At 42.2% G+C, this 24873-nt stretch carries 31 protein-coding genes and 2 pseudogenes; 15 read left to right on the top strand and 18 right to left on the bottom strand.

Annotated elements, in window-relative coordinates:
• Positions 1 to 193: 193 nt before the first annotated feature.
• The 8 genes from FD724_RS38750 to FD724_RS38715 all read right to left on the bottom strand — a co-directional run bounded on the left by FD724_RS38750 (position 194) and on the right by FD724_RS38715 (position 7620).
• Positions 194 to 997 (bottom strand): aldo/keto reductase, encoded by an 804-nt coding sequence (locus FD724_RS38750; RefSeq protein WP_179076862.1) that lies wholly within the window; start codon positions 995 to 997, stop codon positions 194 to 196.
• 289 nt (positions 998 to 1286) lie between these two features.
• Positions 1287 to 5114, bottom strand: a complete 3828-nt coding sequence (locus FD724_RS38745) for a plasmid replication protein, CyRepA1 family (RefSeq protein WP_179076861.1) — start codon at positions 5112 to 5114, stop codon at positions 1287 to 1289.
• On the bottom strand, positions 5111 to 5443 hold the full coding sequence (locus tag FD724_RS38740) for a hypothetical protein (protein WP_179076860.1): 333 nt from the start codon (positions 5441 to 5443) through the stop codon (positions 5111 to 5113). Before FD724_RS38740 ends, FD724_RS38745 begins: the two co-directional genes overlap by 4 nt.
• Before the next feature lie 348 nt (positions 5444 to 5791).
• Entirely contained in the window at positions 5792 to 5962 is a 171-nt protein-coding gene (locus FD724_RS38735) for a hypothetical protein (protein WP_179076859.1), read from the bottom strand.
• Complete coding sequence (locus FD724_RS38730; protein ID WP_179076858.1) at positions 5955 to 6614, bottom strand: Uma2 family endonuclease; 660 nt, start codon at positions 6612 to 6614, stop codon at positions 5955 to 5957. The genes FD724_RS38735 and FD724_RS38730 overlap by 8 nt, the downstream gene beginning before the upstream one ends.
• Positions 6615 to 6674: 60 nt before the next feature.
• Positions 6675 to 6983, bottom strand: a complete 309-nt coding sequence (locus FD724_RS38725; protein WP_179070995.1) for a hypothetical protein — start codon at positions 6981 to 6983, stop codon at positions 6675 to 6677.
• Positions 6980 to 7438, bottom strand: coding sequence for a GIY-YIG nuclease family protein (locus FD724_RS41550; protein WP_256874783.1), 459 nt, complete (start codon positions 7436 to 7438; stop codon positions 6980 to 6982). Before FD724_RS41550 ends, FD724_RS38725 begins: the two co-directional genes overlap by 4 nt.
• A complete protein-coding gene (locus FD724_RS38715; RefSeq protein WP_256874782.1) occupies positions 7435 to 7620 on the bottom strand; it encodes a plasmid partition protein ParG in 186 nt (61 codons plus the stop codon). The genes FD724_RS41550 and FD724_RS38715 overlap by 4 nt, the downstream gene beginning before the upstream one ends.
• Positions 7621 to 7893: 273 nt before the next feature.
• Here FD724_RS38715 and FD724_RS38710 point away from each other — a divergent pair, with 273 nt between their 5' ends.
• From FD724_RS38710 to FD724_RS38680, 7 genes are all read left to right on the top strand, one after another.
• Positions 7894 to 8262 carry a hypothetical protein gene (locus FD724_RS38710; protein WP_179076857.1) on the top strand — a complete coding sequence of 123 codons (369 nt, stop codon included), beginning with the start codon at positions 7894 to 7896 and terminating at the stop codon, positions 8260 to 8262.
• A 3-nt stretch (positions 8263 to 8265) separates the two neighbouring features.
• Entirely contained in the window at positions 8266 to 8910 is a 645-nt protein-coding gene (locus tag FD724_RS38705; RefSeq protein WP_179076856.1) for a hypothetical protein, read from the top strand.
• Between the two features lie 67 nt (positions 8911 to 8977).
• Complete coding sequence (locus FD724_RS38700) at positions 8978 to 9214, top strand: hypothetical protein (protein WP_256874781.1); 237 nt, start codon at positions 8978 to 8980, stop codon at positions 9212 to 9214.
• A gap of 107 nt (positions 9215 to 9321) precedes the next feature.
• Positions 9322 to 9519 (top strand): hypothetical protein, encoded by a 198-nt coding sequence (locus FD724_RS38695; protein WP_179076855.1) that lies wholly within the window; start codon positions 9322 to 9324, stop codon positions 9517 to 9519.
• Positions 9506 to 10165, top strand: a complete 660-nt coding sequence (locus FD724_RS38690) for a hypothetical protein (RefSeq protein ID WP_114084152.1) — start codon at positions 9506 to 9508, stop codon at positions 10163 to 10165. Before FD724_RS38695 ends, FD724_RS38690 begins: the two co-directional genes overlap by 14 nt.
• Positions 10162 to 12333 carry a hypothetical protein gene (locus FD724_RS38685; protein ID WP_179076854.1) on the top strand — a complete coding sequence of 724 codons (2172 nt, stop codon included), beginning with the start codon at positions 10162 to 10164 and terminating at the stop codon, positions 12331 to 12333. Before FD724_RS38690 ends, FD724_RS38685 begins: the two co-directional genes overlap by 4 nt.
• 4 nt (positions 12334 to 12337) lie before the next feature.
• The gene (locus FD724_RS38680; protein ID WP_228038513.1) at positions 12338 to 12835 is read left to right on the top strand and encodes a GIY-YIG nuclease family protein; all 498 of its coding nucleotides are present in this window, start codon (positions 12338 to 12340) and stop codon (positions 12833 to 12835) included.
• Positions 12836 to 12942: 107 nt separating this feature from the next.
• On the opposite strand, the gene FD724_RS38675 is transcribed toward FD724_RS38680, so the two are convergent.
• Positions 12943 to 13104, bottom strand: coding sequence for a hypothetical protein (locus tag FD724_RS38675; protein ID WP_179076853.1), 162 nt, complete (start codon positions 13102 to 13104; stop codon positions 12943 to 12945).
• Between the two features lie 191 nt (positions 13105 to 13295).
• On the opposite strand from FD724_RS38675, the gene FD724_RS38670 reads away from it, so the two are divergent.
• Both FD724_RS38670 and FD724_RS38665 read left to right on the top strand, forming a co-directional pair.
• Positions 13296 to 15152, top strand: a complete 1857-nt coding sequence (locus FD724_RS38670) for a protelomerase family protein (protein ID WP_179076852.1) — start codon at positions 13296 to 13298, stop codon at positions 15150 to 15152.
• Between the two features lie 141 nt (positions 15153 to 15293).
• Positions 15294 to 15905 carry a GUN4 domain-containing protein gene (locus tag FD724_RS38665; RefSeq protein WP_179076851.1) on the top strand — a complete coding sequence of 204 codons (612 nt, stop codon included), beginning with the start codon at positions 15294 to 15296 and terminating at the stop codon, positions 15903 to 15905.
• Positions 15906 to 16173: 268 nt separating this feature from the next.
• On the opposite strand, the gene FD724_RS38660 is transcribed toward FD724_RS38665, so the two are convergent.
• The 8 genes and pseudogenes from FD724_RS38660 to FD724_RS38625 form a co-directional block, all read right to left on the bottom strand.
• Entirely contained in the window at positions 16174 to 16362 is a 189-nt protein-coding gene (locus FD724_RS38660) for a hypothetical protein (protein ID WP_179076850.1), read from the bottom strand.
• A gap of 126 nt (positions 16363 to 16488) precedes the next feature.
• Positions 16489 to 16764: a hypothetical protein gene (locus FD724_RS38655; RefSeq protein WP_218651564.1), complete on the bottom strand. Its 276-nt coding sequence runs from the start codon at positions 16762 to 16764 to the stop codon at positions 16489 to 16491.
• A complete protein-coding gene (locus tag FD724_RS38650) occupies positions 16742 to 17248 on the bottom strand; it encodes a hypothetical protein (RefSeq protein ID WP_179076848.1) in 507 nt (168 codons plus the stop codon). Before FD724_RS38650 ends, FD724_RS38655 begins: the two co-directional genes overlap by 23 nt.
• Before the next feature lie 24 nt (positions 17249 to 17272).
• Complete coding sequence (locus FD724_RS38645; protein ID WP_179076847.1) at positions 17273 to 17626, bottom strand: PadR family transcriptional regulator; 354 nt, start codon at positions 17624 to 17626, stop codon at positions 17273 to 17275.
• A 115-nt stretch (positions 17627 to 17741) separates the two neighbouring features.
• A pseudogene (locus FD724_RS38640) lies at positions 17742 to 18383 on the bottom strand (tyrosine-type recombinase/integrase).
• Between the two features lie 224 nt (positions 18384 to 18607).
• A complete protein-coding gene (locus FD724_RS38635) occupies positions 18608 to 18991 on the bottom strand; it encodes a hypothetical protein (protein WP_256874780.1) in 384 nt (127 codons plus the stop codon).
• Between the two features lie 463 nt (positions 18992 to 19454).
• Positions 19455 to 19973 carry a hypothetical protein gene (locus tag FD724_RS38630; protein WP_179076846.1) on the bottom strand — a complete coding sequence of 173 codons (519 nt, stop codon included), beginning with the start codon at positions 19971 to 19973 and terminating at the stop codon, positions 19455 to 19457.
• Positions 19974 to 19976: 3 nt separating this feature from the next.
• A complete protein-coding gene (locus FD724_RS38625) occupies positions 19977 to 20303 on the bottom strand; it encodes a PadR family transcriptional regulator (RefSeq protein WP_179076845.1) in 327 nt (108 codons plus the stop codon).
• 174 nt (positions 20304 to 20477) lie between these two features.
• Between FD724_RS38625 and FD724_RS38620 the strand changes: the two genes are divergently transcribed.
• The 5 genes and pseudogenes from FD724_RS38620 to FD724_RS38600 all read left to right on the top strand — a co-directional run bounded on the left by FD724_RS38620 (position 20478) and on the right by FD724_RS38600 (position 23748).
• Positions 20478 to 20819, top strand: coding sequence for a hypothetical protein (locus tag FD724_RS38620; protein ID WP_256874779.1), 342 nt, complete (start codon positions 20478 to 20480; stop codon positions 20817 to 20819).
• Between the two features lie 28 nt (positions 20820 to 20847).
• The gene (locus FD724_RS38615) at positions 20848 to 21108 is read left to right on the top strand and encodes a transposase family protein (protein WP_179076844.1); all 261 of its coding nucleotides are present in this window, start codon (positions 20848 to 20850) and stop codon (positions 21106 to 21108) included.
• A gap of 31 nt (positions 21109 to 21139) precedes the next feature.
• Complete coding sequence (locus FD724_RS38610; RefSeq protein WP_179076843.1) at positions 21140 to 22459, top strand: IS4 family transposase; 1320 nt, start codon at positions 21140 to 21142, stop codon at positions 22457 to 22459.
• A 9-nt stretch (positions 22460 to 22468) separates the two neighbouring features.
• Positions 22469 to 23104, top strand: a pseudogene (locus FD724_RS38605) (IS5 family transposase); the annotation flags it as partial.
• Positions 23105 to 23532: 428 nt separating this feature from the next.
• Positions 23533 to 23748, top strand: coding sequence for a Nif11-like leader peptide family natural product precursor (locus FD724_RS38600; RefSeq protein ID WP_069068113.1), 216 nt, complete (start codon positions 23533 to 23535; stop codon positions 23746 to 23748).
• Positions 23749 to 23813: 65 nt separating this feature from the next.
• On the opposite strand, the gene FD724_RS42305 is transcribed toward FD724_RS38600, so the two are convergent.
• The gene (locus tag FD724_RS42305) at positions 23814 to 24044 is read right to left on the bottom strand and encodes a hypothetical protein (RefSeq protein WP_193947051.1); all 231 of its coding nucleotides are present in this window, start codon (positions 24042 to 24044) and stop codon (positions 23814 to 23816) included.
• 507 nt (positions 24045 to 24551) lie between these two features.
• On the opposite strand from FD724_RS42305, the gene FD724_RS38590 reads away from it, so the two are divergent.
• Positions 24552 to 24800 (top strand): hypothetical protein, encoded by a 249-nt coding sequence (locus FD724_RS38590; protein ID WP_179076842.1) that lies wholly within the window; start codon positions 24552 to 24554, stop codon positions 24798 to 24800.
• The last annotated feature ends 73 nt before the right edge of the window (positions 24801 to 24873 follow it).

Here is a 24873-nt window from a genome sequence, read left to right as displayed (position 1 = left end):
GGGTATAATTGGTTTTTTGTTTGACTTCTATATTCAAGCATCTATTACATGGCTATCTTACAGATGGATCATGTCAAAGTGCGACGCTGCGAGGTATGCCTGAGCAACAGCTACTGAGCCAAATTTCCTCTAAGAAAAAGGTCTGCATCCCAGTCAAATCCCAATATGGTTTCGTGTTATGCGATCGCTCCTCTCAAACCCATTGAGTATCAAATGCGTCTTGCCCATTACCATAAATCAAGTTCCCGTATGAGTGCCATTTAGCTACTTCTTCGGCTTCAATTTGGGGCGCTTGCAGAACAGCGAGATTTTCTTCTAATTGCTGCCTAGTTTTGGGGGCGGTGAGCGCCAGACGCACCCCTGGATGATTTAGTGTATAGCGATAACAGTCTGCTGCCGTAGGTAACTTTCCGTGCCAGTTGTGATGCCCTTTGAGTAACGTTCCCCAGCGCGTGCAAGTGAATGCCACCACGGGAATACTAGCTTTTTGAGCAGCAGGTAAAACGTTTTGTTCAGCCTGACGATGTGCCATATTGTAGCGGTGCATCAACACATCACACTGATGACGTTCTATCATTTCTAAAGCTATGGCTCGATTGTGTGTGGTAACTCCCACGTAGCGCACAACTCCAGAGTCCTTCCACAAACGAAGTTCATCAAGCAACACCTGAACCTGGGTCATGTCGTCAGCAGGCGAAACATATTCAATAAAAAATATATCCACCCGATCGACATTTAAACAATGGCGCACAGAGTCGAGGTAAAGGCGTAAAGAGCTTATATCTCGGTCTTCACTCCCCGTTGCGACTAAGACCTGCTCACGGTTTGTTAGCAACAGAGATTTTAAGCCACCCAAAAAGTTTTCAGATTCCAGATTGTAAAAGAAAAAGTAATTAATTCCCGCTTCAAATGCCAACAAAACAGTTGCAGCATCTATCGATTGCCCTGCCAAACCGAGAATACTTGCTGGTTGTCCTTGTAGTGTTGATAATTCCACGGTCAACTACCCGACTTCTTACTTTGAGTGTATTACGCCAATAGGGTGCTAGTGAGGACATCATCAATGAATGTTAATTTTGGGGCGTGAGCCTCCAAATTCGGGGTCTTTATCTTCTACCATCCATTCTGTTGGGGATTTCAACTGTTTTTTATCTGGTCTAATCCATCAGAAAGTCTGCAAAAGGACTTGCCAATAATCCGCTACCTCTTCAGGGGTTGCTAAATATGATATTTTTGTTTTTGTCATGATTGTTTGGTGTTCTGAAAATTGACTAGGTACACAAACTCTAACCAGTGGCTAGCAATAGTTGATTTAAAGGAATTGAGCATTCTTGCTTGTCGCCCCAGCATTTCCGAGCGATCGCTATTCCCCTGAAGACAGCTTTCAAAACATAGCTTCGGAAGTGGGAACCAAAACCCGTTTCCTTAATTTCAGCTTGTGTAGCGATGGCCTGCTGTGCCAATTCCTCTAAAGACAATTGCTGCTGATATTTTTGATGAAGTTCCCACAGATGCGAACGCTGGTTTTCTGAGAGTAGGGGCCAAACTTCATTAATCTCGGCTTGGCTCACCGCAACTTCTCCCCAGTTAGAAATTTTTAGTAGTTTTTCAATTACCGCTTCTCTTGGTTGCTGATTTTCAACTGGTAACTCAGCTATGATTACCTGACTTTCTGAGTCATGAGTGATGACTATTGACTCAACTTCTTCTGTTAGGGTCTGTGTTTTTTGCTCTGCGTAATGTTCTTGTAATGTAGTCAGCGTATTAATTTCGGTTTCTGCAAGTGCTGACAATTGGCAATTGGGAATTGTTGCTTGTACTTGTGCCTCTAGTTTTGCTTTGGCGGCTTTTTCTCTGGCTAGGATATCGCGCTCTACCCATGCCGTGAAAACTTCTTCTCGGCGATCGCTAACGGGAACAGCGCGACCATCGACCAAAACCAGATTCCCCTCATCATCTTTTTGGAAGTCTGGCGCGGGGACACCGTAAATCCAGACTTGGTTGCCTCGTGTTCCCTCTCGCCGCAATCGAGGGAATTTATACCCAGTAAGAGATGCTAGTTTTTGACAGACTTGCATGGGAGTATTTAGCTTTGCAAACATATTACTCTTAGCGCCAAGAATTAAACTCAAATCGGATTGATGAGTTTTTGCTTTCTCAAATACTGCTTGTGCTAATGGGTGATTGTTGCTCAATCCGTCCGTTTCTCGAAGCTCTTTGTACCCAATCCAGTCTAAAGCATCAATTTTTTTCCCAATAAAGCTTTTATTAGTATCGGGAATGAAATAATCTCCACCACCATTTTTTAAAGCGGTAGACATGACGTTTATTTCCCTATCCGGTAGAAACTCCCTACCCACGCCAAGGTAGTAATCTAATCGAATTATTGAATACCAGTTTTGATCATCTTTCTCTACTAATTCGGGAGTAACAGTCACGTTATAACGCCTTTCAATCTCACCTTTTCTGTGTTTTAACTGTTCGGACTCAGTTTTGCAATTCTGTTTATCTAGTTTCAAAAACTGTTCATCTGTAATACTTTCAGACGCTGTGACATTTTCACAGTGTCCCGCATATTCTGATTTGCAGTTGTTGTAAATTTCTTGCTTAGTAGTCTCTACTTCTGCGGGTTCAGGTAACTCATCTGCGCCCACTTCACAGATGATATGTCCCTCAGATTTCAAATCACTAATAATTTGCAATTCATAGCTATTCATCCCATCATTGATGATTGCCCCTAACTTCGCCCAGGTATTAATGCAAATGCTTTCAAAATTGCCTTCTATCGATTCCTCAAATCCCAAATCAACGAGCTTTTTAATATTGGCTTTATTCTTGATGTACTCACCTGCTAGTAATGCCTTGACACTATTGGAGCCATTGCCTACCCTATTGATGCCTACTGGATTAAGCCAGATGTAACGAGGGACTGGAGGGCGGTAACGTGATAAATGCTGTCTGACACCATCGGTAGTTTGTACGCCTTGAAAAATCCCAAAAACATAATCAAAATGCTTTTCTTCAATTGATACCCCAGTCTCAATGGTCGAGGTAGTTAGAACGAGGTCATAGTTTTTAATTACTTCATTTAAATCATCTGTACAGCCAAAAGCCGGATGACCAAGAGTAGTTGTACTTTTAGAATCAATTCGTAAAATTCTCAGGTGTGGCAGCAGTTTTTTATAGTACGCCTCCAAATTGCGAGAACCCCATTTAGAACTAGCCCGTTGTCCAGACAAAGCAACAAAACACTTATCCCCATTCTCTAGTTTTTGGGTAAGGATTTTTACTAATTGTGCTGGATTATTACCCTGTACTAAATTTACCTGCCAAGGCTCTACAAACTGAAATGTATTTTCCACGATAAAAGTGTCAATCTCTTGCCCAATTAGTCCTTTGATAAAGTCAATGCCAATATCGTTTAAGTCAGCATCAGCAATGAAGATTTTCCCACCATAATTAACAACATTCATTAGCAGGCGTTTGAAATTTTTGATGATGGCTACGCGATCTGTCTGACAAGTCGAACTGCTCAACAAATGCCAGATTAGCTGCATGATTTCATCCAAAATCAACCAGCACCCTTTCCACTCATCAGGGTTAAATTTGGCTTGGCTTTTTGGATGTAAGCTATCAATTACTAACCCCATTCCGAAATGTGAGCCTTGCTCAGTCTGCTTCACTTCGGTAATGAAAGGTAATCCCAGTTTTTTTACAAGCTGGGTTGCCAGTTGCACCCGATGGGTAATTACTAACACTCTCCTCTCACCAGCGCGAATTATCGGGTCAGTTAGCCACTGGAGTAAGTGAGTTTTACCTGTGTTCTTTGGCGATTTCAAGCCTATTAGCTGCTTACCCAAAGGAATAGCCAACTCACCCAAGTAACGCTGATTTAAGTTCAAATCTGGGGTGTATGTGAGCCGCCTTAGTTGCTTGGTGTTCCACTCATCTAATTTCAGAGCATCGCAGTAAATAGTATCAAATTGGTCGCGGCCGTAAGCAGCTAGTACATCATCAATCCCTTTGCCTAATGCCAAATGCCACCCCATTACTCGGACTTCACAGCCACGCAAAGATAAAAGCTTGGCAGTTTTAGCGATCGCACCATTCACGCTTCTAACCGTGGTGCGCTTCACATCAGCATCGAAACAGAAATAAATTCGCCTGCCTGATTGAGCATAAGCGGCTAACTGTGGGATTAGGTACGGTGCGCCGTTATTTTCGCCATATTCATCCTTTGGTTGGCGACGGCCTCCCCATACTCCGGGTATACCAATGGCGACATAACCACAAGATAAGATTGCAGCTGCTTTTTTAGCACCCTCGCAGATGATAACGGGAATTTGGGTATTCTCTCTCACCCATCGCCAAAAATCACCAAAAGGTAAACTTTGGTAATTTTCTGGTAGTGCCACATCGTAGCGGCGGCTAATTAATTCCCAGATCCGGGCGGGAATCCGTAAGGCAAAAATTTCTGTGTCAACTTTGGGGGGATGCTCATACTTAATTGCCTTGCTGTTACCCTCATCTATTCTTGGCGTGTTGGGCTTGAAGCATCCCCAATCGGAATCTTCACCAGTGATAATATTTATTCCGCTACACCACCAACCACCATTAGAGAGGTGAGCATATCGCCGCATATCCCCATCGCGTAGCCGCCCATCGTTGCGGCGGCTGATTTTATCGGAGTAGAGCAAGTAATCAAAAGCGGCATTCCCTGACAGCGATTTGAAGTTAAGTGCCGCTATCTCACTGTCAATCCCACTCTCACCCCACTCTTGCCAGTGGCTTGCTTCAAAATCTTCTCTGGCTGGCAAAGTATAAGGTGTGGATGGCTCTTCAATTTCTTGATGATTACCCAGTGCTTGAATTTCGCTATCATGGTGATGGCTACGCCCAGAGCAGGCATCGCCTTGCGCCATGTCATTTTGGTTGTCGGCTACAACAACTTGATGGACTTTTCCATCTCTGGACTCAAGTCTTGAGACTTCATGCAAAGCCCAAGGGGTACTTCTGAGCTTACCTCGCTTGTTGAATTTTCTAAAAACCTGCCTTAGTTCTTGATTTAGTGATTTTTGGGGTGAGGCTATCTTGCCGAATCCTTTGTGATTCATACTGCCACCCCTCCAACCTTGGCTTCAATTTGGAGAAGTACGGCGGCCACCTGACCACTAAACATGCCTTGCTTGACTAATCGCTGTAAGTAAAAGGACTCCTCTAAGTTGAGGTTAGGCGATCGCAGTAACTCATCCGGGTTGGGGCATGGTCTTAGAGCAACGTCACAGCAACCCGCTTTTAAATATTTGGTGCTAGTTCGGCGATCGCTTATATGGTTTGATAATTCCGAAATTCGAGATTCTTGATTGTTGGGGAAAGTTTGCGTTAGAATACTAGGCTTTTCATTCGCAAACCCCTGTCTGTCAGAAGTGAGGGGTTTATTCATTGGGTTGTCCTTTGTTGGTTTGGACAGCCCCTTAACTTTTAAATTTGCAGATTGTAGGGATTAGTCGGTAAGCTTGAAATAGTTATAAATTTAATTAGACTTGCTGGTTGCAGAGTCTGGGGGCTGAAACGTCTACTAAACGTTTCTTTGTGCGCTGCTTTTGCTTACCGTGGTGGATTAATCTAATCCCTGCGATCGCACTCAAAAAGCTGAGGGCTGTGTAGCTAGCATTTTTTTTGCTAGTTATTTTGTGAACTCTAGATGAATTAAGCTAAGATTTTATATCTTTTGTGTAGTCCTCAAAAATACAAACTATTGGTAAGGGGATCGCATACTTTGGAAATCTCTTCATATACCAGTACCGCCATTGCGTAGCTTGCCGCCTTTTGCATCGCGGAGTATCCGTAAAACTTCTTCTAAAAGTACTGTCTGACTGGACAAGGTTCTATTTGTGGTCGCCTCAAATCGCTCAACTCTACGATAGATTAGAGCGATCGCGGCACTATCTGTTTCACTCATTGTCCGCTTTTAGTCCCTGTTCAAATTCATCAACAGCCTGAATTGAATCTGAAATTGTAATGCATTGCTCTAGCAAGGAAATGTCTAATCCTGGCAGTATTTCGCTTGCTGCCCTAAGCTCATAGCCATAAGTATCAGGGTAAATGGTGGCAAGCTCAGTCTGGGAATTGTCCCGTAGGTGGTATAGCTTAAACTGGTTTCTCTCCCAGAACCAAACTTCTGCAACTCCTAATCTTCGGTAGATTTCCAATTTACTTATGTTGCCACTGGTGAGAACTACTTCTATGGCTAAGTCCGGTACACTTTTCTCTTCACCTATGCAGTAACATTCGTCTGGTTCGGCACCTGCTTTTCTTGCTTTGTTTCTAAAAGTAGAACTTCCCATAGGTACAAAACGAATACGTTTGCTGTAAAAGAAACGCTCTAACAGCATTCCTAAATTCGTTTTGATTTTTTCATGCCTGATTGATGGCGACACTATCTCTAATATTCCATCTAAATAAGTAACACGGTAATGAGAGTTGTTTTCTAGTTTGACTAGTAGCGCTTCATAGCTCTCCCAACTTACGCCACTGCTGATAAACCTTTCCTCTGGGTCTGAGGTATGACCCAATTCTGGCTCATCAATTAGTTCTTTAAGACTGCTGATCATTGTCAATTCTCCCGTTTTATCTTTTGGCGAAACCAAATAGCTCGCCGTAGGCATCGCATCTTAAGGTAAACGCCCAACCAACTGAACTAAGATTGCTTCTAAGCTTGCCAATGCAGCATTTGTAGTCCGTTGATGCTCCTCAAAGTTACGTTGGTGCTGTTCAAAATTACGTTGATGCTGTTCAAAATTGTGTTGTAAATTTTCTGTACTTTCCCGTAATTCCAAAACCACACCGTCCAGCACAGCACTACGAGCTAAAACACTGGTGGCAGTTTCGATAAATGAGTCTAGTTGTTGCTGAGTATTAGCTTGCTGTCTGGCTAGATTCTCAATCAGCTGTCTTGTGTCCTCTGGCTGTGCGTGGGTCATGCTGATTTCTCTTGTTTATCTTTATCCTGTACTGCTTTAGCGAGTAGAGTAGCTGCAAGATTGCTAGCACTTCTATTTTCTTCTTTTGCCCATTCTTCAATTTTTTTAAGAGTGGTGTCGTCTGAGAAATAAACAGTCAATCTATCGCTGGCATCGGGATTATTTGTTCCGTTGAGCTTTGGTTTGAAATAGTTAATTAAAGCTGTTTCTATCTGTCCTAATAGTTGCGTATCGCTACACTCAAGCCATGCAATACGGGTTTTATCTCCCATTTTGGTGAACTGTTTGCGTCTATTGTGCGCTTTCAACCTTTGAGTAAGGTTCTTAGTCTTGCCAATATAAGCAATCTCATCTTCACTAAAGACAAAGTAAATAGCTTGATAGCTGGGCAATTGTAAATAATTGTCTAATGGCAGTGATGGTAATTCAAAAGGGTTGATGGTTTTTACATTCATGCCGCTCCTTTGCCTCTATCAGTTTTAGATGAGTGGGCTTCGTTTTCTGTTACCCAAGTTTCTACTAACTCAAGCAAAACCTCATTCATGCTTACACCTTTGAGAGCGCAGATTGACTTGAATCTAGCCCTCATAGATTCAGGTAGAAACATTTTGTAAGTTACTTGTTTTTCTTCAGTCACAACAGATTTACCACATTTACATACCTTTGATTATCCCCTTAAGGATAAATCAAGTCATTAGGGCAAATGGGTGTATTGTGTTATTAACGTGGTTAGGGTTATAATAGCATCTAAGGCAATCGATCAACAACAAGCCACTAATTAGCGTCCTACGAGTACCCCAGTGACTTACACAGTAAGGGGTTTAGCGATTAGGAGCGACATTGTGATGTGTACTTATTCTGATTGCTAGCTAGTTACTATCTGATTCACATTGATTACTGTAGTAAACCCATGAAACCTAGACGGAGCAAACATTCTACAGACATAGACTCATTCCTTGATTTCCCATCTACCAAGACATATTTAGCTGAGGTCTTGGGTGTTAGCCGCTCGACTTTGGTCACTTGGGAGAATTTAGCCTTCTGGAGAATCCCCAGTTTCAGAGATGCTTACCCGAAAAAAGCCGACAACACTCACGATCGGGAGTCGCCCTTGTCGCCATATCAAGCATGGGTTTTGGGCAGAGTAGGGCGATTAATGGCACAGCTACGACGGTCTGAACGAGTCAAAGGCTATATCGCCAAAAACCCAAATGATTTTTCTAGATACCGCTATCAGCAAGCATTCCAGCAAATCCAAAAAATCCAAAAGGGAGCGTAAATCATGGCAACACGGAAGAGAACCACAGCACCAACAGCAGACACAGTAAGCATTCATGATGCTGCAAGAAAGTACATGACCACGGAACAAAGCTTGAGACTGGCTTTAAGCCATGTTCGCCCCGATGATTTTGACACTGTAAAGGCAGTTTCAGAAGCAGATTTAGAAGCGATTGCCTCATACTTTCAGCCAGAATTGCCAGTTATGGCTAGCACCTCAGAGTTACCTGAAAGTTCACAAAATTTAACACAGCAAGCATCTGAGCCAGCCGCAGAACAGCCACAAAATGCCCTATACCGACAAGGGCAACAGCAACATCTAACAGCCCCTACCCCCGGCTCAAGCCCTAACGCCCAAATGACGCTGATTGAACAGCTAACTAGGCAGGCATCAGAAGAAATTGCAGCAGTAGACGCTATAGCCCAAGTTAAGAACCAACTGATTCTAAATAACTTGGCTGTGCGGGATACGGAACTAACAGAGAGTATCAATCAGCACTGGCAACACCAAAAGCAAGGATATTTGGGAGCGATTAGAGATTTGGCTGGACTTGCACAGCAAAAGCCAGAAGTTACCCCAGATGAAACTGACCTGACCCAAGAAATTGAAGGAATCATCACCGAACTGGGAAAAAAGCTAATCGTGTGAGAGCGATCAACATCCTGTTATCTCCCCTCGACTTTGTTAACTGGTTATTAGAAAGAGTACTAACGCCATGACTTTTACAATTTCCGGCACTGAACCAGAGGCAAGCATAAGCGCTAATTCCTTACCAGAATTAGTTTCTCTTGCCCAAGAATTACTTGGTCAAATCCGCCAACATCCACAGTTTAAAGGCTTACGCTTCGATTGTGATGTAGCTATTGGTGACGTTAAGCAGTATTTCAACTACCTCGAATGGGCTGTTGCTAGTGACTCAGAGGTAGCTAAGTTTGAAGGTTTTACAGAATAATTGTTGCTGCCAACTCCACAGAACACAGTCGGTAGCAGATAAAGCCAGAATTAATGCTCTCAATAGCTTTGAGAGCTTTTAAGCATCAGATACCCGTCAATACTACCATGCAAGATGACTTAAACAGCCAAATTCAGGATGCAAAGACGGATGAAACAGAGCTAAATCTTGTCCTGAAAAAATACGATTTGGATGAGGAATTAGCGCTTGAATTTAGCGAAATAGACAAAGCATTTAGGCAACTAGAAATTAAATATCAATCGCTAATTAACACGAGGAAATTTTTCAACAATGGCAAAAATTGATGCTACAAAAGCAGCAGCCCAAGCTGTAGCAGAAAAGCTAGCAGGACGCAAACAAAACTCCACATCTAGCACCAATGATTCCACACCTGCTACTGTCCCCAGAGATAGCCGTATCCCTGGATTGTTGAGCGTCACGCCGGATTTAATACCGGGAATGATGCCACCATTCCAGCCGAATCAGTATCATATTTCAGATCCGCTTAATCCTCCTGAAACGCTCCCACAGGCAACTCAAAGCCAGCTAGATAAAGGTATGAAAATCTATGAAGGTTCTACACGAGCATTGAAACTTACGGGGGCAGCGCTCGACCTGACACGCGAGAAATTTACTGTTATTGGTAAGCACTCAAAGGCTTTTGGTGCTGGTATTCAAGCAGCTACCGAAATTGAGAAAGTTAAGGGTAATTATTTAGATTACCTTAATCAAAAAGAAGTAACTACCCAAAAATCAATTTCTTTAGATGTCAGCCAAGTTAAGACAAGCGCTGATACGAATATCTCGGTTTATAGCAAAGATGAGTTAAACCAAAAACTGTTACAAGCTCAAATAAAAGCTGAGGAATTAAGACTAAAAACTATTGAGTCACAAGGGAACCTAGCAAGCTTTAAAGCACAGTTGGGTGATTATCTGGAGGTGAAATCATGAGATTATCCCACAGTTTAGGGCTAAGTGCTTTTAGCTTGTGCGCTGGGTTAGCAGTAGCTTCTGGAGGGTTCACCAACGATATAGCCAAAGTAATCTCTATGCTTGGTGTGGGAGCATTGCCAGCAAGTTTTATTACTTACTTTATCGCTGATACTAAATCACAGAGATTGCTAAATGATGCCGAAAGTAAGAATAAAAAAGCAGGTGAAACACTGCATAAAGTTATCAGGGAATTTGAAAGGAGCAAGTCAAGGTTAGCCACTGTTAGTAGCCAGCTAGAATCTTTGAAAGATGAACTCAAAGAAGCGAGAAATACCATCAACTCGTTAGGTCATAACAAACTAGAAAGCACAGCAATAATAGCTCAACTGCAAGCCAAGTTAAATCAATTATCTACACAGACTCAAAAAGATACCCAGCGTATTGAATATCTGGAAAGTGAGACTGAGCAATGGGAATTGAACTTTAAAACTCAAGTAGAAGCGGAGGCTAACAAACGCTTTCAACTTGCCAAGTCACAGGAATTAGAAAAGATTTATCATGAACACGATTCTATTACCTCTGAAGCTATGCAGCTATTCAGAAGGTTGCAAAACTGGGGTGAGAAGGTAGCGCATGGTCATCAAAGTAAAGCCGAGATTATCAAAAGTTTGGCAAGTAGCTACAACGAAAATTTAGATGAGGTTGGGGAAGCGATCGCCAATGAGCGCCAAAACTATATAGAGCAAATCGAGCTACTAAACGAGCGCGTAGGTCAGCTACAGCAACAATTGGCAGGTGATTTAATAGAACCCGTGTATGGTGACTTTGGCTTTGATATCAACGGGAAAATCGCCAACGAAATAGCGCGTACTTTGTTTACTGATATCAGGTTGGCTTTGAGCGTTAAAGGCTTTCAGGTGAAGCCTGACGGCGTTGTAGACATTGGTTATGGCTATTCCCGGTCTGTGCATACCTTAGCCATTGCAGAAGCAATCAGCAAGCATTCTGACACGCTGGCTAAAAAGCTGGGACTATTCAAAATAACAAGCGTTCGCAAGCTGGAAATAACCGATTGTATTGTGGTCAGCTACCGTATGGGGCCAGCCATCAAAGCAGATGAAATTAAGTTGATGGTTGGGACTCCTGACGAATTTATCAACTATGTAGTCAGTCACCCAATCCGCTATCGGCTGATTGCAGATCCGGGCGTTGGTAAAACCCCAACCACTGCGGTAATGATTAGCGAAATCCTCAAAGCTGGATGCACTCGCGGCAATACTGGCAAGGGTGAGAAAGTACCTCACACTCTGGTTACGGTGTCTTATCCTGGTGCTGTTGCTTCACTCAAAGATAGCAACTATCCTTTAGAGCATTTCCTTAAATATGGCGATACCACAGCCGCGATTAAATCCTTTGATGATTGCCTAGACGACGGAAATTTTCGAGTTCAAAACCCCACATTCGCTGCTAACTTCTTTCAAATTTGGGCATGGGATGAATTAGATAACACCCTAAATTCTTGCAGTGAGCCATACAAGGCAGGGGAAAACCTCAAGAAGATTCTGAAACAGTTTGGTCATAATAACATCGGCTGGATTGTGTCTGGTCAATCAGTGATGACCAAACAAATCCCAGGTTTTACTAATGATGATCGGTCACTCTTTACCGAAATAATCATTGGCATTCCCAAAATCAGACATTACCTGAATACCTACGGCAAGGGGAAAAACAGCGAGTCTAACTTGGCTAAGTTGATTCGGAACTTAGACGCAATTGAAGAATACATCAACCATAAAAATGAGTTAGTTACCGATGATGCGAGATTATTAAGAGTAGCCTTAGTAGTCGATTCTCGCTCACCCAAACTTTATTTTTTACCTAATTTAGATAAAGTCAGTTTTAACTATCAAGAAATAGAGGATACAAAGCGACTGGCAAGGGTTGCCAAGTCCCCTGACACGAATGACACGAGATTGACAAGGGATACTTTAAAGCCAAGCACAGTAAGCACTGACACGGTGATGTCAGTCGCGTCATTTCCGACTATAGGGGGTAGCCGCCAAAGTGACACAAAGCCTTATTGTCCCCACTGTGGTCACGCAAATCTAACCGTGAGAAAGGATAAAAGATATTACTGTTTGAACTGCAAAAAAATAACAGTTTCTAACAAAATAGTTTGCAAATAAATATATGGACTTGGATGATATTACGACACTTATCTATCAGCCTAAAAATGACCATGAGCCGGGATTTATCTATTTAATGGAAGCAGAGGGCTATCACGGGCTAATTCCTGGTTGTTACCTCCGTCGTTGCAAAATTGGGTTATCTCGTAATCCCGAAGCTCGACTTGATAGCTTTCATAGGAATCAACCACCTTGTAACGTGAAAATCCTCAAGACTATTTATGTAGAGGATATGGCAGATGTAGAGGGTGAATTACATCAACAATTTAGCCAATGCAATGTTGAGTTAATCAAAAGTCAAGAGTGGTTTGATTTTAATCCAGTGCAATTTCTGATGGTTAACTGGGAATTTGAGAAGCGATCACTACACGTCTTTAGCATTAGCGACTTGCCAATTAAGCTAATCATTTTCAGCATGATCGGGCTTGTGGGAGTGGGAACCGTAGCGGGAAGATTAACAAGTCAGTCACCAATGCAGCCGCAAAAACAATTAGCTAAGTAAGCAAAATTTAAGGGTAGACAGAGATTACTTATGAGAATGTTCTTTATATGATTCTCATAAGTAATCAATCAAAAAATTAAGGGAGGTTGTTAGCCTCCCTTTGGTTCTTAGAACGGTGTGTTACCCGTCTGGTTTACTTTGGCGAGATATCCGCGCCAGTAATCGCCCTCAGTTGTTTTAGGTGGAAGTGAGATCGCCGCGTCGAATTCACCATCGTAGTAGTCGCTAGTAGCTTGGAATTGTTGAGGTTTAGAAATTGTGAGTAACATGAGAATACCTTTTATTTTTTAAGCGCGGGTTATCAGCCCGCTTTTTCTGTGGTTTTTTCAACCTGTTATTAGCGTAGCTTAACCTGTTATATAATGTCAATAACCTGTTAAGAATATCTCACAGGTTATTGACATCGGCTAACTTGTTAGTTAAATTAATAACAGCTTAGAAATAAAGGGGAGTCAGTCAGATGTCTAAAGCAGTTCAGGAACAAGTAGATCAACTCTTTGTTGCGGTCAAAGATTTGCAAAGCCTTGAAGAGATCAAGCCACACTGTGAGAAGTTCAACGAGTGGATAAATACCAACACTAACTACAGCATTAAAAGCTTAGGCACTGTGCTGAGTCGGTCTGGCTTCTATAAAAAATTCAAGTCACTGCCATTAGAGCAAGGGAAAAACGCTGATTCTGTTCCCAAGCATGATGCCCAAGGCAACGTAACAGGTTATGAGTTAAAGCACTATGTTTTATTGCTGTGTGGTCTAGACAAAAGCCATTGGGAAGAAAGAAACAAGTCTACACGGGTAAGCGATCGCCTCGAAAATGGTCAGGAAATCAGCCCAGATGAATATCTAGAGGTAACAGGTAAGCTGCTAGAATCCCAAGATTTGCATGAAGTAGCAGTGGGCTTAATTGCTGCCACTGGCCGCCGCCCCCATGAAGTTTTAGCCCGTGCTAAGTTTGCGGCTGTTGAGGGTCAAAGCTATCAGGTAATGTTCACTGGTCAAGGTAAAAAACGGGGAGATAAGCCAGTATTCCCCATCGCTACCCTCTACCCTGCTAGTTACGTCATTGAGCGATTGAACTGGTTAAGAAAGGAGCCAACAACTAAAGCACTCTTGGCAGAGGTGGCTAACGAGAATCCTACAGACCTTTCAGCCCAAAACCGTGCTATTGATAGTCGCCGCAACGGTTCACTTAATCGAGTAGTTCGTGGTTATTTTGGGGACAAGGGAGATAAAACCCCAATTCTGAATTTTCGACACGGAGAAGAACAAGACAACTGCAAAGCACTCCGGGCCGCATATTTAGCACTGGCTACCGAGCGCGATTGTACTGGGGCGATGGGTTCTAAGATGCTACACGCCGCTAGGCTAGCTGGCCACTTTGTTAAGGACGCTCCCACTGACCGAGACTTACAAAATCTTGTAACCACTTTGGGGTATGCCGACTATTACCTTACAAAGCCTGTAGGTTTCCCGGATGCTCCGTCAAAAGAAAAACTTTCAAATGTTCGGGTTAGTTCAAGAGATTTAGAAGCTATTCGTCACCTGCAAGAGGAATTAAATTTACCCAATCAGCAATCAGCTATTACCTACTTGCTTGAGTCATTTAACAATCGATTGGACACTGCAAAGCAATTACAGTCAGCACAGCAGAGAGTTGCCCAATTAGAAACAGAGATTAAAGAGTTACGCCAAAGTAATAACCAGTTAGAAGACATCAATAACCAACTGGATATAACTAACAAACAATTGACAAAGGAGAAAGCAGCAATGGAAACCACAGCACAGCAACCCCAGACAGTTACTCTAAATGTCACCGAGTTAGATTCTTGGCTAGAACAGAAAATTGTTGAGGTGGTGAACAAGTTAACTCAAAATGTGGCTATAGCACCTGCTACTACTGCCACAGTTGCCAAGGTAACACCCATCAAAGAAGAGATTGACTGGCAAGCCAAGACTGATGCTGAGGTCTGGGGGAGCAAAGCACCGGGGGCAGGTATAGAGAAAATCCGTCGGTCTTATCAGGCTATATGTCTGTACAACAATACCGTGGCAACTCTTGACTCAGATCGCTTGGCTGTGACTAACCAAGCACTCAGGGATTTATCAGGCTGTAACGGTTTGCTGATCAGAGATTGGATTGAACAGCACAAGGATGAGGTGATTAGCCATAATGCTAAGTTCGGTATGGAAAACAAGAAAGACCCCAGTAATCCAGCCAGCTATGCCAACAAGGGCAAGGACACAGATAAAATTCTGTTGCTGATAAATGAAGAATTTTTAAGTGGTGAAGGCTTTAAGACAGGGACTAAAGCCAAATGATAATCTTTTTTCAAGCAGCGATGCAGTTCTCCTTCAGGGAGTTCATTCTTTTAAAGAAATTCAGTTTGTTCTTCCTCGAAAATCCTAAGATTCAAACTGTAGTGTTCATCAGAGGCTCTATCTATCGCTTTAGTGAACACAATGTTAAAACACAGAACTTTTAGCCAAAACTTGATGACTGCTGGACTCAGTATTATAGGTTTGAGCAGCTTACTCACTCCGCGTCTGCTTGCCTCATCCATTCCCACAACTTTGCCGCAACTGTCAAAGCAGCTATCATCTATCCCAAATACCTTGCGATCTCAGCAAGGAATTGACTACGCTCCGCTTCAACAGTTACTACAGACTGGAAAATGGCAAGAAGCCAATCAGTTGACTTCGGTTCTGGTTCTCAAGGCTGCCCATCAAGAGCAACAGGGTTATTTGAGAGCAACAGACACTCGAAATGTAGCCTGTTCAGATTTACAAATTGTTGATCGCCTCTGGAAAAGTAGTAGCAATGGGCGATTTGGATTTAGCACTCAAGCAACCATTTGGCGAAACCTCAAGGGAGTCAGTTACGAGGATTCGTTACGATTTGAGCGGAATGTGGGTTGGAACTCTACTCAATCAACACTTATCGACGATCCTAGCACTGTCCCAGTTGGTTATTTTCCCTTTCGCCCCGCAGGTAAGACGGGGATCAACAATGCTTTCGGCGGTTGGTGGATTCGAGAACTGCCAATCCGGTTGCAGCAGTGCAACATCAAATAACTGTATGTCACTTAGCAACAAACATTATTCTCATTTCGGGAATAATCATGAGGTTTGACAAACCCGTTCCATTGCCCTAGAAGCCATAACTGGCAAAAGGTTGAGGGAGGTTTGTTTATTTTGGTGAAGGTTTTGCAAACCCTCCAAAGCCTCAGAAACTACCTGTGGCAAGAGGTTGAGGAAGGTTTGTATAAATGTCGTTTAAGGTGTATTTCCCGACATTATATCCGCGCACCTTTAGCATGAGCAGGGTCGCGGTTAGTATTAGTTAGAGTACCCCTAAATCTTGAAGAATTTTTATCAGCGAGATAACAATAGACACAACAGAACCTACATCCTTGGTAACTTCAATCAATTTTCGCCAATCCCAAGGAGTCTTTTGCTTGTCAAGGTCTTCATCAGGATTTTCTGGCTCGGTTGAACTATAAACTAATTTGGTTAAAATGGAAAAAAGCATGATTCAATCTCCTACGGTTGAATTCTGTTAGTAATTTTTGGTTGACTGGTACTCAACCAAAAGTAGGTTAATGACTTTTTAATAACCTTTGCTTGACTGGTACTCAAGTAAAGGTTATTGATCTGTTTAAGTTTGCTTTCTTTTAAAAAGCCATCTATTTTCTAACTTGATTTGAAAGTAGCCTTTGAGCATATCTAACAAGTGAAACCCGGTCATAATTTTGATCCAAAGCTCAGGTTTCTCTTCTGTAAACCATCTATAGCGCAAGGCTTCTAGTTCTGCACGCCATTCTTCTGAAAGAATATTAGATAGCCAACCTTTTATATGGCTTTTTTGTCTAATTTCTACTGATGGCTTTGGTGTTTTTAGGTTAGGCAATCTACCTGGCTCTGCCAACTCCATCTGCTCCTGCACCCATTTCAAGTATCGGAGCCGCTCCGACCGCCCCTGCTTCAGCAAAGCAATCTGCTCCTGCCACCCCTGCTCTACCAGCTTCAGTTGCTCCAGCCGTTCCAGTTGCTTCATCTGCTCCATGTCCAGCCGATGCAACTCCAGCCGCTCCTTCTCCAGCCCTCCCTGTTGCTTCAGCCGCTCCATATCGAACAGCAATAGATCCAGCGATTGCTTCAATTGCTTCAGCATCTCCTGCCGCCTCTGCTGCTCCATCTGCTCCATCTCTATCTGCTTCTGCGTCTCCATTTGCCCCTGATTGATCTGCTCCAGTTGCTTCAGCATCTCCAGCCGCTCCTGCTTGATCTGCTCCAGTTTCTTCAGCATCTTCAGCATCTCCAGCCGCCCCAGCCACCCCAGATCGAACCGCTCCAGTTGCTTCAGCATCTTCAACGATCGATTTAGATAGAGTATTTTTTTGACTACCTTCGTCCAAAAACTACTTAGATAATGCATTAACTCAAGCTCCTGCCAAACCAGGTTGACTTGTCATTGAACGCATTTTTAATTGGTCACGATAGTCTTGTACTTCTCTAAGTACCACCTGTCCTGAACCTGTTACTATGTAGTACTTACGACGCGCACCCCCTGTTTCATCCTGATCGCTTCCCCATTTCCACGAAACTAGCCCTTTTTTTTCAAGCCTATTCAAGGTGGGATACAAACTACCAAATCCAATGGATATTGGTCTACCTCCATTTAACCCATCTAAGATTTCAAGTCCATACATTTTTTGAGTACCCATGAGAGTTAAGATATCTTCCTCTAAAGCGGAAAGTCTAATTCCCTCTGTTTCATCCCGAACGTTGCTCATAACTTCCTTTTTCACTAGCCTATACTTTATATAGTAATAGACAAACATATAAGTGTGCTGAATGTAAAGGGGTAATTCTACAAGGGGAAACTAGAATTGCAATTAATCACTTCCACTAACGGGGATAATGTGTATCAATTTCTAGCTTCTTATCAAGTTTTAGCTCTACACCATTAGCCACAGGCGATAACATAGCCAAACTTGCTGCCGCCCCTAACACTTGTTCGTCTGACACTTCCAAGTAACGCTGCAACTGCTCCAAATTACGATGTCCTGATATCTCCTGAATTACCCGCAATGGTATGCCAGCGTTACTCATCTGGGTGAGCGCGGTACGCCTGAAGCTATGGCTACTCACTCCAAAAATATCTACTTGCTGGCAAGCTTCTCTCAAAATCCTAGCGGCTGAATCTTCGCTGATGTGTCAATCACTGCGACCGGGAAACAGGTAATCATCTCCGGCCAATGGGTAGTATTCAACCAGTAACCGCCGCAAGTCTTCAATCACTGGGATTGACCGGGTTGCAAGTTTACCTTTGGTGTTTGACTTTCTAATAACCAGCCGGGGTCTAACGTTGCCCTTGGGTGTATAAATGTCTTGGGTGAACAAGGTACAGCATTCACGGATACGGCAAGCACTAAACAGGCAGACACCGAACAAGGTCTTATCTCGGTCATTGTCTAAGCCATGACTGAAGATTAGCTGTATCTCTGACTGGGTAAGAACCTTAGCGCGTCCGTGCCGATTTATTTTCATAGAATAATTACTGAACTACTCGCGCTAGCACCTGGGATGAAAGGTGATATTAATTTAGTAAGACTAGCCAATTTAACGATTGAAACTTCAAGAATGAAGCCAATTGGCTTCTTTGATTGGAATTAACCAAAATTCCTATTAGGACACTATTTAACACTCAAGGAAAATTGTTTCACAGAGGAAAAGACGATCACGTTAAAACTAGACCGCCTACCTCACATTTCTTACTTTAATCCTGACTGTGCTTTACTTTTAAGCTTGTTATGCTCAAAAATGACAGTGATTTTAGAACCATCAGGATTTTCCCAGACAAATGTTGCTACTGTTGCAGAGCGGCTAACCTCTACACCTCGATACAAGATTGATCGCACCTCTGTTAAGGACATCCCTGTTTTTAACTGTTCGTACTCTACACGACTAAAGCGATAGAGTTCAGTTTGAGGTGATTGTTCATGCTGCTTAGAATCAGCAAGTTGACGGAAACCGTACCCTAAACCAGAACTCAATGCTACTCCTACCCAAAAAATCACACCTAGTAGGCGGGCCGGGGGAGGATTGAACGTATAGTTTGGCTTATTATTAGACTGTGTAAGGTTAGTTTTAACCATTGAAACTCCATAAATAAAATGTACTTGATGCTGGTCTGGTAGTTTCTGAGGCCGCCAGACTAGCTTTAACTGTCATATCTGTTGGTAATGGGCATATGGTAGGCATTTGTGATTTCAGCAAATTCAGCAACCTCCTTTTATTGCTGATAGTGTCACCCGGTGTACAAACTTAGTTAGTCAACTTTGTGGAGTTTGCTATTTCCACTCACAGTAAAATTTGTGGAGTTTTGGGTGAAAGCATCAAATCTGCTCATAAATAGAGTTCCTACACAACTTTTGTCAGGGTTAAAGCCACTGGCTTCGCAAAGCGGTACTGGTATTGCAGCAAAAAGTAAGCGATCCAGTATTGAATAGCGATCGCCTTTGTATTAAAAAATAATTTCCTGTGGAAACAAGAAATTATAAATATCTATTTAAAAAGCTTTAATTTTGAAGTATCATCACTTTTAAATTTTAAGGAATTTCAAAGTGATGAAAAGCGAAAAGTGATTATTTGTTTTACTAGCCTAGAAACAAAATATCCAAAGAAAAGCAGTAATCGCCATATTGTAATACAATTAGCAAACCATTCAATCCCATATTTACGACGACAATCTGGAATTAAATTTTCACGATGGTCTTCTACAATGTCATGAAAATAAAAAGAAATATTATTCCAAGTCTTGGGTGTAGTAATTTCTATAAAATTTGCAAGTTTACTGAACAACAAATCCGAGAAATTTGAGCCAAAAGTTAATTCGGATGATTCTAATTGTTTGTCTAGAGTCCAATCCTTCACACTTATATAAACTGTTTTATCATCTTGAGTATATAAAACATCATAATCAGTTTTATGTAAATAACCTACAGCTTCACATCCTTTTTCCTTCGTTTCTCTTATTGAAATAGCTTTCTGCACCAAATTTTCCCAAGAATCTACGTTAAGATATTCAACATTTAGAAATGGTATAGAATCATCTAAATTATCATTCATGTCAGACATTTATTAAGCCCCCTGTAATCCATAATTACCAACTGCTGCATACGCAAATTCCCAATCACTAAGAACTTGAGAACCTGCACCAGTAATTTTAAAATACTTGCGCCGAGCATTCGTTCCTTTCTGAAGTGTGTCGTTACTTTCTTCACCTGCAATAAAACCTTTAGCCTGGAGAAGCTCTAGCTTTGGATACAAGGTTGAAAAATTAAATGCACGACCAAAAGTTTCCTCAATTGCCTTGCGAATTTCTAAACCATAAAGCTTTTGTCCTGACTGTAATGATTTTAAAATCAATATCTCTGCTTGAGATAAATCGTTAAATTTAGTATCCATGCTGAATTAGTGCTTGTTACTTTAAATATTCTATATCCAATATTAGATATTGTAAATGCGTAGAAAATTAAGAACCTACCAATAACCCAATTTCCCTACAGCGATCGCATCGACCAAATCATAGAGAAGCTTCACCAACTAAAGGAAATCAGACAGCAGCTAGTCAATGAACCAATGTCTGAACCTGGGGTCTGGATTCATCAGTATGAGGTGCGTAAGCAGTATAAAAAAGGTGGCGAAATTTATTGGTATGTATACGCAAAGTGGCAAGCCAACGAGCCAATTTTCAAGAGGAACCCAAAAGCTAGGCTAAAAGGGATTGTGAAGCGCGGTAAGAACCCAGAGTTTACCTGCCACCAACACATAGGCAGGGTAGGCAGTAGCACAGGGCTAGGAACCGATCCAGAGGTCACGGAAGCTTATCGAGAGTGGGAAAATCGCAAGCGGTTAGACGCGGTTGATAAAGCTTTGGAAGAGATTAGACCTCTTGCAAAAATATTTTATGGTATGATGTAAAGTTTTGTCGCTTGAATCAATACTACTTATGCGATACGAGCAAACAAAAAAGTTATCGAATCGGCAGTTCAAACGTTTGGTCGGGGTACAACGACGTACTTTCGATGAGATGGTTAAGGTATTAGAACATACAACCAGTTTTAAGCAAACACGAGGTTATCCGAACAAGCTAGGCTTGGAAGACCAAGCTTTAGTTTGCCTACAGTATTGGAGAGAATATCGGACTTACTTCATTGGTGTCAAGTTAAGAAAAATAGATGGCTGTCAAGAGTGGGCAAATCAATGGTAAAAGTCAATTAACACAGGGGTGTTGAAAAGCCATGAGTAAACCACGGAAAAAGCAAGGGAATCCAGATTTTCGCCATCGAGTCAGCGTACCTGCCCCAGCCAGCCAAGAGATAGAATCACGCCTGTTTGAACTAGTCAGCCCAGGTACATTTGCTAACCTCAAAGAGGTAAAAGACAAAGAACGGAGCTTGCGTTCACGAGTACTGACCTTGCCAGTAATGGCAGCAATAGTATTGAGTATAGTGTATCGACAAATACAGCATCTCACAGATGTATTGCGATCGCTAGAAATAGAGGGATTAATGTGGGTGAAAGCAACAAAAGTGAGTAAGCAAGCGTTGTCACAAAGACTCAATAGTTTGCCGGCTACACTATTTGCGAAATTATTCGAGCAAGTGATAGAGCGTCTGGCAGTGAAAAGGAGCGTAAGAGAATTAGCCCCAGCTTGGTCATCAGTAGCACAAAGATTTACCGCTATCTGGATTGGAGATGCCTCAACACTCGAAGCGATGAAAAAACACTTCGGACAACTGCAAGAAAAAACAGGTACGGTGTTGGCAGGAAAAATACTGATGGTTGTAGAAGCTTTCACTCACACTCCAGTAGCAATTTGGTATGATGCTGATGCCAAAATGAATGAGACTCGTTGGTGGCAAGCACTGTTAGAACGTTTACCTGATGGTGGCTTACTGATAGTAGACATGGGATTTTATGGCTTCGAGTGGTTTGATTCTCTTACCGCAGCTGGCAAGTATGTACTCACACGCCAGAAGAATTTGGTGACATATCGAGTAACACGTGTACTTTCTCAAGGCTCTCACTACAAAGATGAAATTATTCACATGGGATTGAATCACACTCACCCTTGCCACCATCCCATGCGCCTAGTATCAGTATTGTGGGGTAAGACTTGGTATCATTATTTAACTAATGTTCTTGACCCACAACAGCTTTCGGCACAAGAAGTTTGTGATTTATACCGACGACGTTGGCGGATTGAGGACGCATTTTTATTGACTAAGCGATTGTTGGGCTTGTCCTATCTGTGGGTTGGTGGTACTAACGGTGTACAAATGCAAATATACGCTACTTGGATTTTCTACGCTGTTCTGAATGACTTGTGTGCTGATGTAGCGATCGCTTTACAGCAGCCGTTAGAACGTATTTCCGTGGAAATGGTGTTTCGCAGTTTATATTTTTTCCATCGCGCACGATCGCACAATTCACAACTACAACTGATTCCTTGGCTAGTTGAGCATCAACGTTCTATGGGTCTTGTGAAAGCTGTTCGTCAGCGACACCGACGCAACGCCGCCAGGTCGCTTGACATTTGGGCTTCTGCCTTAACTTGACACCAATGGACTTACTTCCACATTGCTAGTGACTGGCAAGTATCAGAATCAACGGTTTGCCGGATAGTACATTGGGTTGAAAGCACATTAATCAGTTCTGGAAAATTCCGTTTAGGAGGAAAAAAGTCCTTGTTGATCTCATCACAGAAACCGAAAACAGCTGTGATGGATGTAACAGAGAGTCAAATTGAACGTCCGAAACACGGGCAAAAACGCTTTTATAGTGGTAAACAAAAACGGCATACTCTCAAATCTCAATTGATAATTGACCTAACAACCCAAGAAATTCGTTGTATTGTAAACGGTTCTGGCCGCAAACATGACTACAAACTATTTGTAGAGAGTAAGGTTCGTTTTCACTCCGAAACCGAAAGCTTAGAAGACAGTGGCTACCAAGGAATTTCTAAATTACACACTAATAGTCACTTACCTCAGAAGAAACCTAAAGGAGGTAAGTTAACCAAGGAACAAAAGCAATCCAACCGCGCTTTAGCGAGTCGCCGAGTAGTGATTGAACATGTTAATCGGCGTTTAAAAGTTTTTCGGATTTTAAGTCAGCGCTACCGCAATCGTAGGAAACGTTTTGGATTGCGCTGTCATTTAATTGCTGGGATTTATAATTATGAAGTTCAAAAAGAAGCCTAAATTTCTCTTGGATTTAGTCAGCCCTCAATCATACCACAAAACTTTTTTGCAAGAGGTCTATTGAAAACGCGCTCATTGGAGTTATGCCAGTAATAAATTAAAAGGCATAACCAACTTAGGGAGCCGGGAAGGTTGAGAACGCTTTGAGGGCGAGCGCCTTGAGAAGAAATAGGTTTGGTAAAATACAGTTTCCATAACCTATTTTTTAATCCCAGCCCGTTGTAACCGTCCAATCTTCCCAGTTTACTTATGAGAATCCTACTCATGAAAAGATGATTTCTTATAAGCAAGATTCTGATAAATGAGAGCAGCGCGTCGCTATAATTATCTTTCCCCCGAATCTTGATACCCTTGTGCTGCTAGTCTTAAAAAATATACTGCTGTTTTTCTTTATATTATGAGTAGCTAGCGAGGATCAAATTTTAAATATGGCTTTTGAGCAAATCGAAGCATTTTTAAAGAAAATGCAGTCTGAACCTGAACTTAAAAACGAGGTGCTTGCAGCACCAACCGCAGATGATGTTGCGCGAATAGCACTAAAGCTTGGTTTTGAATTTTCAGGTGATGAATTATTGAGAATGTCAGGTAAGAAAGTTGGCAGCATTACTGTTAGAAAAACTGATCTACCTGGAGAGTACAACTAGGGGTCACGCGAGAATTTTTGAAAAAGGCAGAAGGCAGAGGGCAGAGGGATGAATAGCGATCGCTTTTAACTTCCTCCCAAGATGAGAAATAAGCCGCGTAAATGTGGTGAATGGGCAAATAGCCAAGTTAGGAGATTAAAGGGACTATAGGCGATTGTGGCGGCGGTAGTAGGTGCGATCGCTCTTGACGGGCGGTTATGCGATCGCGCCGTTGTCATGCCAAGAATTGAGATCCTAGCGACAAGTGAGAGGATAGCCAAACTTGCCGCCCCTCGCAACACTTTCTCATCGCTCACTTCCAAGTATCTCTGCAACTGCTCCAAATTTCGATGCCCCGAAATTTCCTAAATTATCCGCAGTGGAATGGAACATCTCGACAACATTTCCCCTAGCAATAACCGGATTTGATGAATTTCAACCTGTAGTTACTGAAGATCCGATTGGGGACAACTCTGATCGCATCTAGCAACAGAACCTAGTACATCTAGCTCTTCACACCAAATAATTTTTCCCACTGCCCTCTAGAATCAATTTTTAGAGGGCTTTTTATTGTCTATGCTAGCTATGCCAATAAAGGAAAGGACACAGATAAAATTCTGTTGGCTTCAAATGAAGAGTTGCTTAGTGGTGAAGGCTACCGCAAGGCTAAATCTCAATAGCGATCGTATTTGAAAAGAGTTAACCCCTCTTGCGGGGAAGTGAGGAGGATGACGGCGATCTGAGCAGAGAAAATTTTATCAGGTTGGTAGCTGAGGGTTTGTTTTGGGATTGCTAAGGATAGTGTCAAAAGTGGTGTATTAGTCGTGAGCGAATCAGAACAGCCTTCAAAACAAGACAAGCTTTCCGAAAAACAAATGATTGTCCAGGGTCTTCTGTTCGTTTTCGTGTTGGTTCCATCTGTATTTTTCGTTTTTAGTATTATTATTTCGGATTATTTGGCTCAAACGCCACCGGATCGCTCGTTTGATGATGCAGCTAGAAATTCAAAGGCTCTAGCTTGCGAATCAAAAAAGCAAAACGAGGGCGGTGAGCTGAGGGATTGTTGGAAATAACAAAACCTTGTGTGATACTCCTTTTTCTTGCGTGGATAGGTAGATAGGTGTAGCGAACTGCAAACATAAACGC

Source organism: Nostoc sp. C057 (assembly GCF_013393925.1).
Taxonomy (GTDB): Bacteria; Cyanobacteriota; Cyanobacteriia; order Cyanobacteriales; family Nostocaceae; genus Nostoc; species Nostoc muscorum_A.
The sequence above is the reverse complement of the archived record's forward strand: the minus strand, read 5'-3'. Positions and strand labels throughout refer to the sequence as shown.